Origin of the sequence: Microbacterium flavescens (assembly GCF_018588945.1) — a bacterium.
GTDB lineage: Bacteria > Actinomycetota > Actinomycetes > Actinomycetales > Microbacteriaceae > Microbacterium > Microbacterium flavescens.
In genome coordinates this window covers 180,794-195,210 of sequence record NZ_JAFIWA010000004.1, presented here as the reverse complement: position 1 = coordinate 195,210, position 14,417 = coordinate 180,794, and the positions used below count along the sequence as shown (strand labels likewise).

The 14,417-nt window shown below is 69.8% G+C and carries 10 protein-coding genes; 6 read left to right on the top strand and 4 right to left on the bottom strand.

The genetic code is table 11. The annotated features are described in order from the left end of the window. Positions 1-19 precede the first annotated feature (19 nt). Positions 20-1,015 carry a carbohydrate ABC transporter permease gene (locus JX005_RS09925; RefSeq protein WP_214467330.1) on the top strand — a complete coding sequence of 332 codons (996 nt, stop codon included), beginning with the start codon at positions 20-22 and terminating at the stop codon, positions 1,013-1,015. 14 nt (positions 1,016-1,029) lie between these two features. Further along, positions 1,030-1,851, top strand: coding sequence for a carbohydrate ABC transporter permease (locus tag JX005_RS09920; RefSeq protein ID WP_214467329.1), 822 nt, complete (start codon positions 1,030-1,032; stop codon positions 1,849-1,851). Here the strand turns inward: JX005_RS09920 and JX005_RS09915 are convergent. The 4 genes from JX005_RS09915 to JX005_RS09900 all read right to left on the bottom strand — a co-directional run bounded on the left by JX005_RS09915 (position 1,844) and on the right by JX005_RS09900 (position 7,478). Further along, positions 1,844-3,469 carry a glycoside hydrolase family 183 protein gene (locus tag JX005_RS09915; RefSeq protein ID WP_214467328.1) on the bottom strand — a complete coding sequence of 542 codons (1,626 nt, stop codon included), beginning with the start codon at positions 3,467-3,469 and terminating at the stop codon, positions 1,844-1,846. The genes JX005_RS09920 and JX005_RS09915 overlap by 8 nt on opposite strands. Before the next feature lie 50 nt (positions 3,470-3,519). Beyond that, positions 3,520-5,049 (bottom strand): glycoside hydrolase family 183 protein, encoded by a 1,530-nt coding sequence (locus JX005_RS09910; protein ID WP_214467327.1) that lies wholly within the window; start codon positions 5,047-5,049, stop codon positions 3,520-3,522. Between the two features lie 88 nt (positions 5,050-5,137). Continuing rightward, positions 5,138-6,331, bottom strand: a complete 1,194-nt coding sequence (locus JX005_RS09905) for a glycoside hydrolase family 183 protein (RefSeq protein WP_214467326.1) — start codon at positions 6,329-6,331, stop codon at positions 5,138-5,140. Positions 6,332-6,335: 4 nt separating this feature from the next. Then, on the bottom strand, positions 6,336-7,478 hold the full coding sequence (locus tag JX005_RS09900; protein WP_214467325.1) for a glycoside hydrolase family 172 protein: 1,143 nt from the start codon (positions 7,476-7,478) through the stop codon (positions 6,336-6,338). Between the two features lie 121 nt (positions 7,479-7,599). Between JX005_RS09900 and JX005_RS09895 the strand changes: the two genes are divergently transcribed. The 4 genes from JX005_RS09895 (at position 7,600) to JX005_RS09880 (ending at position 14,415) form a co-directional block, all read left to right on the top strand. Next, complete coding sequence (locus tag JX005_RS09895) at positions 7,600-8,589, top strand: LacI family DNA-binding transcriptional regulator (protein ID WP_214467324.1); 990 nt, start codon at positions 7,600-7,602, stop codon at positions 8,587-8,589. 71 nt (positions 8,590-8,660) lie between these two features. Next, on the top strand, positions 8,661-10,235 hold the full coding sequence (locus tag JX005_RS09890) for an FGGY-family carbohydrate kinase (protein ID WP_307858551.1): 1,575 nt from the start codon (positions 8,661-8,663) through the stop codon (positions 10,233-10,235). Next, complete coding sequence (locus JX005_RS09885; RefSeq protein WP_214467323.1) at positions 10,232-12,781, top strand: GH116 family glycosyl-hydrolase; 2,550 nt, start codon at positions 10,232-10,234, stop codon at positions 12,779-12,781. The genes JX005_RS09890 and JX005_RS09885 overlap by 4 nt, the downstream gene beginning before the upstream one ends. After that, positions 12,778-14,415 (top strand): fucose isomerase, encoded by a 1,638-nt coding sequence (locus tag JX005_RS09880; RefSeq protein ID WP_214467322.1) that lies wholly within the window; start codon positions 12,778-12,780, stop codon positions 14,413-14,415. The genes JX005_RS09885 and JX005_RS09880 overlap by 4 nt, the downstream gene beginning before the upstream one ends. The last annotated feature ends 2 nt before the right edge of the window (positions 14,416-14,417 follow it).

Here is a 14,417-nt window from a genome sequence, read left to right as displayed (position 1 = left end):
CGAGTCGAAGGAGACCGCCATGACGATGTCGCCGCAGACGACGACGCACATGGGCACCGCTGCGAGCGTCGCGCTCCAGCCGGAGAGGCCCACCAAGGGCCGTCGTCGCCGCCAGGCGCGCGAGCGCGTCAGCAAGCACATGATGGACAACCGCACGGCGTACCTGATGCTCGCGCCGATGATCGTGCTGCTCGCCATCTTCGTGTGGTGGCCGCTGCTGTGGTCGTTCTACCTCTCGACCTTCGAGATCAGCTTCTACGAGGACCCGGTCTTCGTCGGCCTGCAGTTCTACCGCTACGTGCTGGAGGACCCGAAGTTCTGGCACTCGATCGGCATCGGTGTGCAGTACGTGCTCTTCACCGTCCCGGCGATCATGATCATCGCGTTCCTCATGGCGAGCTTCATCCGCACCTGCGGCATCAAACTCGCCGGTCTGCTCAAGACCACGGTCTACATCCCGACGGTGGTCTCGGCCGTGGTCGCCTCGATCGTGTTCATCTTCATGTACCGCGCCGACGGCGGCATCATCAACTGGCTGCTCAGCTTCGTCGGCCTCGGGCCGTACGCGTTCCTGTCCGACCCGAACCTCGCGCTTCCGGCCATCTCGATCCCCGGCATCTGGCTCGCCTTCGGCATCACGACGCTGATCATGCTCGCCGGCATGTACGACATCCCGCAGAGCTACTACGAGGCGGCGCAGCTCGAGGGAGCGAACTACTTCCAGCGCACGTGGTTCATCACCATCCCGCTCATGAAGAACGTGCTGCTCTACCTTCTGGTCACCGCGACCATCGCGGGCATGCAGCAGTTCGAGCTGCCGCTCATCATGACCGGCGGCGGGCCGACCAACGCCACGATGACCCCCAACCTGTTCATCTTCAACACCTTCAAGGACCCCACTCCCTACGCGACGAGCTTCTCGCTCACCGCCGCACTCATCCTGTTCTTCGTCCTCGGCACCATCAGCGTGCTGATCTTCCGGGTCATCCGGTCGGACAAGGCGATCGACGCGTAGGGACCCGCACACTCATGAACACTTCCGTCGGACGCCGCATCGGGACGTACGTCCTCGCCACCCTCATCGTCGTGAGCACCATGCTCCCGCTCGGCTGGATGGTCATCTCGGGATTCAAGGGCAAGAGCGAGGTCGTGAAGACCCCGTTCCAGTTCTTCCCGGAGATCTGGCTGTGGCAGAACTACGTCGACATCCTCCAGGACCCCGCCTTCGTCCAGGCGATGGTGCTGACCTTCATCGGCGCGCTGATCTTCACCCTGCTGAGCCTCACCGTGAACTCGTTCGCGGCCTACGTGTTCGCGCGCCTCGACTTCCGCGGCAAGCGGTTCTGGTGGATCTTCTGCATCACCCCGATGTTCATCCCCGGCATGGCGATCCTGCTGACGTCGTTCGTCGTCGTGTCGAACCTCGGCATGCTCAACACCCTCGCGGTGCTGATCATCCCCGGCGTCGCAGCGGCGGCTCAGATGTTCTTCATCCGGCAGTTCTACCTGAACACCCCGATCGCGATCGAGGAGGCCGCCCTCATCGACGGCGCCGGACGCTGGCGCATCTTCTGGTCGATCTTCCTGCCGCAGTCGCAGGGCGTCTTCGTCGTGGTGGGCGTCGGCTCGTACCTCGCCTACTGGAACGCGTACGTGTGGCCCATCCTCACGATCCAGGACCCGGGCCTGCAGCAGATCATGCAGTACCTCGCAGGCTTCCGCAGCGAGCGCGGCAACGAGTGGGGCCTCCTCATGGCCGGCTCCACGCTCGCCGCCCTGCCGACGATCATCCTGGTGCTGATCTTCCAGCGGTACATCGTCAACGGCGTGCGCCTGGCGGGCATCAAGTAGCCGCGGCGCGGTGCCAGACCTCGAGCTCGGCGATCGAGGTGTAGCGGAAAGGGCCGCCCGGCGCGCCCGTGATCCGAACCCCGTCGGCCAGCACGGGCTCGAAGTCGAAGACGTACTCCCGCTGCTCGAGCGCCGTCCAGTCGTGAGGATAGGAAGGAGTGACGGATGCTGCGACCCGCCGCCACTCGCCGCCCGAGCGCACCTCGACCCACGGGCCGTCGGTGAACCACCCGCCGAGGGAGTCCTGCCGGCCGGTCACGTAGACGACGCGATCGAACCGACGAGGCGACGGCCACTCGTAGCCCCAGACGTCGTCGCCGACGCCCGGTCCTCGGCCGGAGTCCTCGACGCGGTCGCGCCGGCCGTCGTTGAGCACCGAGGTCTGCCCGTCCGCGACCCTGCTCACCAGCGGCCAGGTGTCCGCAGCGAGCGCGAGGTTTCCCGGACCGCCGTCGGTTTCGGCATCCGTTCCCGGATCCAGGCGCACGCGCCGCAGGCCGAAAGTGTAGGCCCTGCCGCCCAGCGATGACGCCGGGAAGAACCAGTTGCTCTGCAGCCACAGGTCGCGGCCGTCGCCGGAGATGAACTTCGACGGCATCGTCGGCGCGTAGCCCCCGTGGGCGGCGATCGGGGATCGCGGTCCCTGCCACGGGAAGTGCCCGTAGTCCGCGGAGTGCAGGTGCCGCCACGGCCCCCACGGCGCTGGCGCCTCGAAGATCTCGTGGGTGTACTCGCTCCACGACGAGTAAAGGTACCGGCCGAGGCCCGCATTCCACACGACTCCGCCCTGCGCGATGGGCGTGAACCCGGATCGCCCGCCGTACGGAGCCGGATCGGGGTACATCACGCGGCGATCTTCGAGCACGGCCGCCTTCTCGCCGATGTCGGCGCTCCAGCGCGGCATCCGGTCGTCGTCGAAGCCGGCGAAGAAGCGCCACGACTCGCGCTGGGTGACCGACGACGCCGGCACCCGGGCGAGGAACAGCGCGGTGGGGTCGGGGACGACGCGCGTGAACGACGTGCGCCAGTTGCCGTCGATGCCGTACGCGTAGACCCAGGGGCTCCCGCCGTTCGATCGGCCCAGGTCGAGGAACATCACCGTCGTGAAGACGTGCGAGCGGAACAGCGGCGCGGCAGCCCACGACCACGTGCGCCCCCGGTCGGCAGAGCGCACGACCGTCGCCGTCGGCGCCTCGTCGAAGACTCCCGGCTCCGCGCCGCAGCGCAGGTCCTGCACCGCGAGATACAGCTCGTCGCGGCCGTCGCCGTCGCCGTCGACGGCCACCATCCCGGTGGGCTTGCGATTGAAGCGGGGTGCGTCCCAGATCGGCGCCACGGCGTCGCCTGCGGCCAGGTGGGTGCCGCGGAGCCCCGTCGCGGGAGTGCCGTCGACCCGACCGACGAGGATGTCGCTCCACCCGTGCGGCGCGAATCCGGTGCCGTCCCCGGCGGCGGTGTACAGACCATCGTCGTCCGCCCACGCGGAAGGCCACAGGTCGCCGTCACCCTCCGCCCAGACGGTGTTCGCCTGGTCGACGTGGGCGACCCGAAGGCGCAGCTGGCCGGTGTCGGGGTTCACGGGCGCCCCGTCGGCGAGGGGATACGGCGTGTCGGTCATGCGAGCTCCCTGGGGGACCGGGCCGTCCGGATCGGACGGCCCGGTCGCTGTCAGCGGCGGATGACGGCGATATCGTCGGCCTGCAGCCAGATGTCGCCGGAGTTCGTCCAGACGCCCGCGAACACCTGCACGGCCTCGTGCGCCCCGCTGTCGAAGTCCACGGTGAACTTCGTCCACGGTCCGACCGAGATGAAGTGCGCCTCGGCGATCACGGTGCCGTCGAGGGTGCGCGCGCCGAAGAACCCGGCATCGCTGTTCATCGAGGTGCGGAGGAATCCGGTCAGCCGATACGCAGTGCCCGGTTCGACGTCGACGTCCTGCCAGATGTTGCGCCAGCCGGTGTTGTACCGGACGAACGCGTTGCGGTCACCCGAGAACGACTCCGGCGGCGCAGTGTCGATGCCGCAGTTGGGGGTGCAGCCCCACGTGCCGTTCGTGCCGTCGCCCACCGTCGTCCCGCGCTCGAAGCTCGGGTTCGCGACGAGGTTGGGGTTCACGATGGTTCCCGACTGGTCGATCTGCATGCGCATCAGGTAGACGTTGTACGGGCTCCACTGCGACATGGCGAAGTAGATCTCTCCGTCCTCGTTCCACGGGTGGAAGTACCCGCCGTACAGGCCGGGATAGTCGGCGTTGCTCGCGACGATCTGCGGCGCCGTCCACGGCCCGGTGGGCGATTTCGCCGTCCGCATCACGATGTCGGGTCCGGACAGCGTCATGAGCAGGTAGCGCTTGCTGAACGAGTCGTACTGCACCGAGAGCTCGCTGGCGGGGGCGTCGATGACGGGAGCGGCGTCCGCCTCGCTCTTGGACCAGCGATCGCCATCCCAGTACCGGTAGGCCGACTTGTCGAGCAGCTTCTTCGCGGGCACCTTGGCGACGTGCACCGCGCCGTGACGGCCGTTCGGCGTGCCGAACACGTAGATGTCGTTGTTCTTCTTGGCGTAGGCCTGCATCTGGAACGGCTGGGTGCCCTCGGCGGTGTTGTCCCACCGCGTGTCCGACACCGTCCAGTTCTCGCCGCCGTCATCGGAGTACGCGATGCCGGCGTAGTTGGTGTCCCAGTACCCCGGCTCGCCCCACTGCTTGACCGACATGAAGCCGAGGTACTGACGGTCGCTGACCGAGATGCCGGCCGTCGGGATCGTCGTCATCTCGTCGCCGTTGATCTTCTTCGACGGGATGAGCTCTTTCGCGATGCCCTGCGGCGACTGAGGGGCGCTCTCGTACAGCATCCCGTCCGACAGATCGGTGTCGCTCGAACGCACCAGCACGTTGCTGCGCCAGTTGCCGTTCGGTCCGGAGCCGCCGCCCGGTCCGGTCCAGCCGTTTCCGAACGTGTCGCCGAACGCGGTCAGCACGCGCCCGTCGCCGTCGTCCCACATCACGCCGAGGTCGGTGGCCTTGATGTCCCACCGCCCCCACGTGTTGTTCGGCGCGTCGGGACCGGTGAGCTTCTCGACGACCGTCACCGGTGTCGGCGCGTCGGTCGCGAGCGCGGGACTCGCCAGGCCGAGTGTGCCGGCCACGGCCATCCCGACGGCCGCCGCGGCGGCCGTGATCCTCTTCAGAGGCGTCATTGCACTCTCCTTCATTCGAGCCCGCCCCGGTGGCGGGCGCGTCATCGGGGCGCGGAGCCGCTCCGCGCAGGCGAGGGAGGTGCCGGCGTCATGACGCCGGCTCGATGTGGAGGGGCCGCAGCCCCAGCCAGTAGGACGACATGCCGGCCGGCGCGCAGGGGCAGACGTTGGACTGCACCCACATCGAGCGGTTGTCGTCCGAGACGAACTTCGACGGGATGGTCGTGCCGTAGCCGCCGAATCGCTCGTCGGTCCAGGGGTAGGGTCCGAAGTCCTCCGAGAGGAAGAGCGTCCACGGGCCCCACGGGGCCGGCGACTCGTAGAACTCGAACGTGAGCTCGGTCCACGACGTGTAGATGTAGCGCTCGAGCTTCGGCAGGTACGTCACGCCGCCCTGCGAGAGGACCGTCAGGTTCTGCGCACCCACGGTCTCGCCGTCCTCGGCGGTGCCGTCGCCCGGGTGCTGAACCCTGTCGTCGACGAGGACCGGACGCTTGTCCGCGATGTCGTCGGTCCACGTCGGCTCGGCATCGCCCGGCTCACCGGCGTAGAACTCCCAGGTGGAGGCATCCTGAACCGACTCCACCGGCACGCGCGCGAGGAACAGCTCGGTCGGGTCGGGCACCGAGTCGTCGAACGAGTCGCGCCAGTTTCCGTCGAGCCCGTACGCGTAGGCGTACCCGGGCTCGGGTGCGTGCTCGTTCTCCTGCCCGTAGTCGGCGAACCACACGGTCGTGAAGACCCCGTCGTCGAACATCGGGGCTGACTCGTCCCACGTCCAGGTCCTGCCGTGGTCGTCACTGCGCGCGATGGTCGCGGCCGGAGCCTCGTTGAAGTCCAGCCGCAGGTCCTGCACGGCGAGATAGAGCGACCCGTCCGTGCACAGCATGCCCGTCGGCTTGCGGGTGAACCCGTCGCCCGACCACACCTGACCGACGGCATCTCCGGCGGCCAAGACCTCGCCCTCGAGTCCCTCCTCGTCCGTCGGCGAGCCGGTGACGCGGTTCACCACGATGTCGGAGAACTCATTGCCGAACCCGGCGCCGTCGCCGTTCGCCGAGTACAGCGCGTCGTCGTCGGACCAGCAGCTCGGCCACAGGTCGCCGTCCGACACGCCGACCGCGGTGACGGCGTCCGCGACGGCGGCACGGAGCGACGCGCCGGGGAGGGCGTCGGGGAACTCGACGTCGGCGGGAACGCTCTCCGCCGAGCAGCCACTGAGCACGAGCACCGCTGAGGCGATCCCGGCGAGCCCGGCGATCGCGAGGCGACGGGTGCGCACCGGATCAGTCCTGGGGCGCCCGCGGGGGCATCGCGCCGATGTCGGGCACCGGGGCGGTGCCCAGGTGCACCTCCATGTCGTCGGCCGAGGGCGTCTTCGGCCGGCGCGCGGTCGGACGGTCGAGGTAGAACAGCGCCGTCGAGGCGATGTCGTCGCGCAGCGGCAGGTACCGCCAGCCGCTGCGCCAGCCGAGTGCCTGGATGTCGACCTTGGGGATGCCGGTCGCGAAGTGGATCGGATCCAGCAGGTGCCAGCGGTACATGCCGAACCGCTGCTGGCTGACGTAGAGCCCGTCGGGCCGGATCACCTGGGGCATGCCGAGGTACGGAGTGGAGAATTCCGTGTATCCGCGGCCCGGGATGTCGAAGTTCCACGCCCCGCCGAAGTAGTCCTCGGTGCCGGTGCCGCAGATGGTCGGGTAGTCGGTGTCGTCGTCGAGGTAGAACTTGATCTCGCCCTCACCCCACCATCCGTTGGAGTTGACGCCCCACGCGATGTACGTGCCGACGTACTGCCCCTGCCCCTCGATGCCTTCGAGGATGGTGTGGGGGACGAGCTCCTCGAGCGGGTTCGAACGCCGCCACTGCGCGTGGAAGTAGCCCTCGCCCGAGTAGTCCCCGCCGATCTCGTAGGTGACCTGGTAGTAGACGCGCACGTCGACGACGGAGGTGTTCTCGATCGTCAGCCGGGCGCCGTCGCGGAAGGGCATCGGCCAGTACGAGTTGAAGCCGCCATGCGGGTTCGCGGCGATCGGCTGCGAGTTCACCTGGGCGAACACACCCCACCCGTTGCAGAAGAAGTCGCCGTAGGGCACCTCGACCGCCGGTTCGCCCGACCCGTCCCAGTACGCGCGCAGGATCAGGGTGCGCCAGTTGTCGGTGTGGGTCGTGATCCAGATGTGGGTGATCTTCCCGCCGCCCTCGATGTTCGCGAGGTCGAAGGTCTCACCCGCCTTGATGTCGACGCTGGGGGAGATCTTCCAGCCCGGGCCGAGGTCGCGGGCCGAGGCGGCGCCGGTGCCCTCGGCCGCGCGGCCGCCGCCGCCTGCAGAGCCGTCGAAGTTCTCCGGCGAGATCGATCGCGTCTGCAGGCGACGCAACGCCGAGATCGACGAGAGGTCGGGGGCGGGCAGCTGGGGGGAGTTCATCGCTTCAGCACTTCCTCGTGTCGGCACGCCAGATCGGCGAGCTTCTGGAATCGATTTCAACACTGTATGGTTGGCGGACCGGCAATGTCAACGCGGGCCGGCGCTGGTTGAGGCAGGGGCGATGGCCACGATCTACGAGGTTGCGAAGCTCGCCGGGGTGTCCCCCGCGACGGTTTCGCGCGTGTTCAACGGCATCGGCGTCTCCGACGAGAAGACCGTGGCGGTGCGGGATGCCGCGCGCCAGCTCAACTTCACGCCGAACCGCACCGCGCGCACGCTCCGCCGCCGCGCGTCTGAGGTCATCGCGCTCGTCATCCCCGACATCGAGAACCCCTACTTCACCGAGATGGCCCGCGGGGTGGAAGACGTCGCGTCGCAGGCAGGGTACTCCGTGGTGCTCTGCAACACCGACTCTCAGCTCGACAAGGAGGCGACCTACCTCCAGATCGCGATCTCCGAGCACATGGCCGGGGTGATCCTGGCCGCGGCATCCGACCACACCAACCTCGACGACCTCGTTGCCATCGGGCGCCCCGTGGTCGCGGTCGACCGCGGCACGGGCTACGACATCGACGGCGTCGTCATGGCCAATCGCACGGCGGGGCAGGCGGCGACGGAGAATCTCGTCCAGGCCGGCTACCGCCGCATCGCCTGCATCACCGGACCCCAGCACATCGAGACCGCATACGAGCGCGCCCAGGGCTGGCGCGCTGTGCTCGCGCGGCACTTCCCGGACGCCGACCACGACGAGCTGCTGAGGTACTCGACGTTCCGGGTGGACGGCGGGCGCGAGACCATGGAAGAGCTCCTCGCCCTGCCGGATCCTCCCGACGCCGTCGTCGCCGGGAACAACCTCCTCGGCGTCGGCGCCATCCAGGTGCTGACCGAGCACGGCCTGACGCCGCCGAAGATCGGCGTCGCCGTCGTGGGCTCGCTGCCGTTCACGACTCTGTCGCCGCGCGCCGTCACCGTTGTGCGCCTCCCGGCGCGGCACATGGGCGTGACGGCGGCCAAGATGCTGCTCGAGCGCATCGGCGGCGATGATCAGCCGGCCCGCACGGTCGTGCTGCGCAACGAGGTGCAGCCGGCCCTTCCCAGCGCTCGCGTCTGAGACACTCCATCCCCCGGGTTTCAGAGCCGGGCGCTTTCGCGCGGTTGATCATGAAATCGATTTCGTTTAGAGTGAACGAGTTCGATCAGCCCGACGTCGCGATCAAGGAGGATGCGATGACCTACCGCTGCACCCTCGGTGTCGACATCGGCACGTCGAGCAGCAAAGGCGTGCTCGTCGACGAGACGGGGCGCATCCTCGCGAGCGCGACGCTCGCGCACGACGTCTCGCGCCCGCGCTCGGGCTGGGTGGAGATGGACGCCGCGGTGTGGTGGGACGAGTTCACGTCACTCGCTCGTGCCCTGCGCGCATCGGCCGACGAGGAGGGCCTCGCCGCCGAGATCGTCGCTGTCGGCGTGAGCGGCATGGGACCCTGCGTGCTCCTCGTCGACGAGACCGACGTGCCCGTGCGTCCGGCCATCCTCTACGGCGTCGACACCCGCGCCGGCGAGCAGGTCGGGCGGATGACCGCCGACCTCGGCGAGGACGAGATCGTGCGGGTCGGCGGATCGCGTCTCACCTCGCAGGCCGCCGGACCCAAGATCGCGTGGGTGGCCGACGCCGAGCCCGCGGCCTACGCGCGCGCACGCCGGCTGTTCATGCCGGCCTCGTGGCTGGCGCGGCGGCTGACGGGCGCGTACGTGCTCGATCACCAGTCGGCGAGCCAGACGTCGCCGCTCTACGACGTCGACGCCGAGGCGTGGCACGAGCCGTGGTGGCGGCGATTCGTCCCTGGCATCGAGGCCCCGGTGCTGGCCTGGCCGGGCGACATCGCCGGGAGGGTGACGGATGCCGCGGCCCTGGCCACGGGGATCCCCGCAGGCACCCCCGTCATCGTCGGCACCATCGACGCGTGGACCGAGGCGGTGAGCGTCGGCGCCCACGAGCCCGGCGACCTCATGCTGATGTATGGCACGACGATGTTCCTCATCGCGACCGGAACCCGCACCCTGCGTACTCCGTCCATGTGGACCACGGTCGGCGCCTTCCGGGGCACGCGCAACCTCGCCGGAGGCCTCGCCACGTCGGGCGCCCTCACCGCCTGGCTGAAGGACCTGACGGACGCGGACTACCCCACCCTCCTCGCCGAGGCCGCCGCATCGGGGCCGGGCGCACGGGGGCTGCTGATGCTTCCCTACTTCGCCGGAGAGCGGACGCCGATCCTCGACCCCGACGCACGCGGCGTCATCGCGGGGCTCACCCTCGACCACACGCGCGGCGACCTCTACCGCGCCGCCCTCGAGGCGACCGCACTCGGCGTGCGCCACAACGTCGAGACGATGCGCGCCGCCGGCGCCGACATCCGCCGCATCATCGCCGTGGGCGGCGGCACGCAGGGCGAGCTGTGGCTCCAGATCGTCTCCGACGCGACGGGTCTCGTTCAGGAGGTCCCGCAGGTCACGATGGGCGCCGCGTACGGCGCCGCCTTCCTCGCGGCCGTCGCGGTCGCCCCGGAAGGCGAGGCCCCGCGTATCGCCGAGTGGAACCCGGTCACCCAGCGGATCGAGCCGGACGCCGAGGCATCCCGCATCTACGACCGTCAGTTCGCGCGGTACCTCGAGCTGTACGCGTCGACCAGAGAGCTGGTGCACGAACTCGCGGCCGAGCGGCACCGCTCGGAGAGCCCTGAAGGAGTTCTCGTATGAACCGCCGGGCGCGAGGCATCCCGCACACCGCCGAGCGCGCGGCGTTCCCGCTCGGCGGCATCGGCACCGGCAACGTCTCGATCGGGGCGCGGGGCGAGCTGCGCGACTGGGAGCTGGAGAACCTGCCCGACAAGGGCCGGACCAACCCGTACTCCTTCTTCGCGATCCACGCGCGCCCGGCGGGCGGCGACGCGGTCACCCGCGTGATCGAGGCGAGGCTGACCGGGCGTCACGACTGGGACGCCGGCTATCCCTTCGAGCGGCAGGCCGGCCTGCCGCGCCTGCGCGCCGCGACTCTGCACGGCGAGTACCCGGTGGTCGACGTCGACTTCGACGACGACGTGCTGCCCGTGAGCGTGTCGCTGCGCGCGTTCACCCCGCTCGTGCCGCTCGACGCCGACGCGTCGGGAATCCCGGCCGCCGTCCTTCGGTACAGCGTGACCAACCCCGGCGACGTGCCGGTCTCCGTGACGGTGGCGGGCAGCATGTCGCACACGGCCGGACGCGGCGAGGGGCCGTTCGGGATGCGCGCGCCGCAGACCGTGCGCTGGCGCGACGAGGACGGGGTGCGCGGGCTCGACTTCGGCATCGACCTGCCGCACGACGATCTCGGGTTCGGAACGCTCAGCCTCACCACGACCGACACCTCGACCACGGCCAAGCCGCAGTGGGTGACCGGGTTCTGGCCGGACGGACCACGCCTGTTCTGGAACGACCTGTCGGAGGACGGGCTTCTCGAGCCCGAACCGCGCCTCACGCTCGAGGATCGCCCCCGCGGGCTCTTCGCCGACTCCGACGCGGCCGGTGAGATGACCGAGGCGGAGCTGTTCGAACGGCTGCCCCGCCTCCGGACCGGGTCGCTCGGCATCGTCCACGAGCTCGCTCCCGGCGAGACGCACGACTTCGAGTTCGTCCTCGCCTGGAGCTTCCCGAACCGCCACCGGTCCTGGCGCGGCCACATCGTGCGCGACGACCGCACCGACGAGGGCGTCGTGCGCAACCACTACGCCACCGTCTGGCCCGACGCGTGGGCCGCGGCATCCCACCTCCATCGCGAACTCGCGCCCCTCGAAGCCCAGACGCTCGCGTTCGTCGAGGCGCTGTACGGCGGGACGCTCGACCCCGCGATCGTCGACGCCATCGGCGCCAACATCGCGGCCGCACGCTCGACCACCGCCTTCGTGATCGAGTCGCCGACGCCGCAGCTCGGCTCCGGCCCGGTGTTCGCCGCGTGGGAGGGCTCCTTCGATCACGGCGGATCGTGCGAGGGCACGTGCACCCACGTGTGGTCGTACGCCCAGACCGTCGCCTGGCTGTTCCCGTCGCTCGAACGCAGCGCCCGCCGGGTCGAGTACCTCCTCGAGACCGACGAGTCGGGGGCGCAGAAGTTCCGCTCCAACGGCGTGTTCGGCGGGGCACCGTGGTTCATGGGACCGGCGATCGACGGTCAGCTCGGAACCCTCCTGAGACTCCATCGCGAGTGGCGCTTCTCGGGCGACGACGACTTCCTCCGCGAGCTGTGGCCCGCGGCGGTCCGCACGCTCGAGTACGCGATCCGCGAGTGGGACACCGACGGCGACGGCCTCCTCGACGGCGAGCTGCACAACACCTACGACATCGAGTTCCACGGCATCGACCCGCTCGCGAACTCGATGTTCGCCGCCGCCCTGCGCGCCGGAGCCCGCATGGCCGCGCACCTGGGCGAGCCGGAGCGGGCGGCCGACTGGCTCACCCGGGCCGAGCGCGCGGCCGACGGGATGGACGAGCGCCTCTGGAACGGCGAGTACTACCGGCAGGTGATCGACGACGTCGACGCGCACCGGTACCAGTACGGCGAGGGCGTGCTCTCCGACCAGCTGCTCGGCCAGTTCCACGCCTACCTGAACGGGCTCGGCGAGCTGCTCCCGCGTGAGCGGGTGCGCAGCGCGCTCGGCGCGATCGTGCGGCACAACTTCCGCGACGACCTCACCGCGCACGAGAGCACGCAGCGCGTCTATGCGCTGAACGACGAGGGCGGGCTGCTCCTCGCGTCGTGGCCGCGCGGCGGGCGCCCGGCCATCCCCTTCGTCTACTCCGACGAGGTCTGGACGGGCATCGAGCATCAGGTCGCGGCATCCCTCGTCTTCGCGGGTTCGACCGACGAGGCGCTCCGCATCGAGCGCACCCTGCGAGCACGCTACGACGGGACCGCGCGCAACCCGTGGAACGAGATCGAGTGCGGCAACCACTACGCGCGCTCGCTCGCGTCGTGGGGACTGCTGCTGGCCTTCACCGGTGCGCAGTGGGATGCCCCGGCCCGCACCCTCGCGTTCGCGCCGGCCGAGCCCGGCCCGATGCGCGCGCTCTTCACCACCGGCACCGCCTGGGGCCGCGTGGAGATCGACGGCGACGAGGCCGTGCTCCACGTCGACGGCGGACTGCTCGAGCTCGACCGGCTCGTCATCGACGGGCGCGAGGCGTCCGGACCCCTCCGACTCGCAGCCGGCCAGAACGCCGGGCTGCGCACGACTTCCACCGACCACCCCGCATCACAGGAGACCGCATGAGCACCTACACCCTCCCCGCCGCCCGTGAGCGCGCGGCCGTCCCCGCGAAGACCGCGTACCTCATCGCGAGCGGCGACCTGCGCGAGTCGGCCAACAGCGCGGGCTGGCCGACGCAGGCGCAGATGGAAGCAGACGTGACGGCGGCGCTCGGCGATCTCGGCTGGACGGTGGTCCGCGCCAACGACGTCGACGCCGAGACCGGGCACGGGTTCATCTCGAGCCAGCGCATGGGCCTCGAGGTCTTCAAGACCATCCCGGCGGACGCGCCGCTGATCGTCGCGGAGGCGGTGTGGCAGTACTCGCACCACGTGCTCGCCGGGCTGCGCACGCACGAGGGACCGATCCTCACCGTCGCGAACTTCGCCGGCGATTGGCCGGGTCTCGTGGGCCTTCTCGGGCTGAACGCCGGCCTGACCAAGATGGGCAAGGAGTACTCGACGATCTGGTCGGTCGACTTCACCGACGACTGGTTCCGCGCGGGCCTCGAGGAGTGGACCGAGACGGGCCGCATCACGCACGACGCCTCGCACGTCCGTCCGCTCGGCGAGCTTCCGTCGACGCCCGAGGTCGAGCTCGGGCGGGCTCTCGGCGACGAGCTGCTCGCCGACAAGGCCATCATCGGCGTGTTCGACGAGGGCTGCATGGGCATGTACAACGCGATCTTCGACGACGAGCTGCTCAACACCACCGGCATCTACAAGGAGCGGCTGTCCCAGTCGGCGCTCTACGCCGAGATGCTGACGGTGACGGATGCCGAGGCCGACGCGGCCAGGGATTGGCTGGTCGAACGCGGCATGACGTTCCGCTTCGGCTCCGACGAGGCGACCGAGCTCACCGAAGCGCAGGTGCGCTGGCAGATGAAGATGTACATCGCGGCGCTGCGGATCGCCGACGACTTCGGCCTCGACGCCGTCGGCATCCAGTACCAGCAGGGGCTCAAGGACCTGGTGCCCGCCTCCGACCTGGCCGAGGGCGTGCTCAACTCGACCGAGCGGCCCCCTGTGCTCTCGCGCGACGGATCGCGCGAGCTGTTCGCCGGACGCGCGTTCCCGCACTTCAACGAGGCGGACGAGGGCGTCGCGGTCGACGCGCTCATCACCGACCGCGTGTGGCGCGCGATGGGGCTCGTGCCCGACAACACGCTGCACGATGTCCGCTGGGGCGAGGAGTACGACGGGCAGTTCGTCTGGGTGTACGAGATCTCGGGCTCGGTGCCCGGATCGCACCTCGGCGGCTGGGACCAGGCGGAGGGCTGGCGGCAGGGGCCCGTGTTCTTCCCCGCCGGCGGCGCCACGATCAACGGCGTCTCGAAGCCCGGCGAGGTCGTGCTGTCGCGCGTGTTCATCGCCGACGGCATCCTGCAGGCCGACATCTTCCGCGGCACCGTCGTCGAGCTGCCGGCCGACGAGACGCAACGGCGGAAGGATGCGACGAACCCCGAGTGGCCCATCGCCCACGTCGTGCTGCACGACGTCAGCCGCGACCAGTTCATGTCGCGCCACAAGGCCAACCACGCCCAGCTCGTCTACGTCCCCGACGCCGAGACCGCCGACAAGGCACTCGTCGCGAAGGCCGCGATGTTCGACCGGATCGGCATCAAGGTCAACCTCGTGGGCGCCGTCAACGGCCTGTGACC

Excerpts from the sequence above, each read along its gene's own strand:
- JX005_RS09915 (WP_214467328.1), bottom strand. The coding sequence starts at position 3,469 with ATGACCGACACGCCGTATCCCCTCGCCGACGGGGCGCCCGTGAACCCC.
- JX005_RS09900 (WP_214467325.1), bottom strand. The coding sequence starts at position 7,478 with ATGAACTCCCCCCAGCTGCCCGCCCCCGACCTCTCGTCGATCTCGGCG.
- JX005_RS09910 (WP_214467327.1), bottom strand. The coding sequence starts at position 5,049 with ATGACGCCTCTGAAGAGGATCACGGCCGCCGCGGCGGCCGTCGGGATG.
- JX005_RS09920 (WP_214467329.1), top strand. The coding sequence starts at position 1,030 with ATGAACACTTCCGTCGGACGCCGCATCGGGACGTACGTCCTCGCCACC.
- JX005_RS09885 (WP_214467323.1), top strand. The coding sequence starts at position 10,232 with ATGAACCGCCGGGCGCGAGGCATCCCGCACACCGCCGAGCGCGCGGCG.
- JX005_RS09880 (WP_214467322.1), top strand. The coding sequence starts at position 12,778 with ATGAGCACCTACACCCTCCCCGCCGCCCGTGAGCGCGCGGCCGTCCCC.
- JX005_RS09895 (WP_214467324.1), top strand. The coding sequence starts at position 7,600 with ATGGCCACGATCTACGAGGTTGCGAAGCTCGCCGGGGTGTCCCCCGCG.
- JX005_RS09925 (WP_214467330.1), top strand. The coding sequence starts at position 20 with ATGACGATGTCGCCGCAGACGACGACGCACATGGGCACCGCTGCGAGC.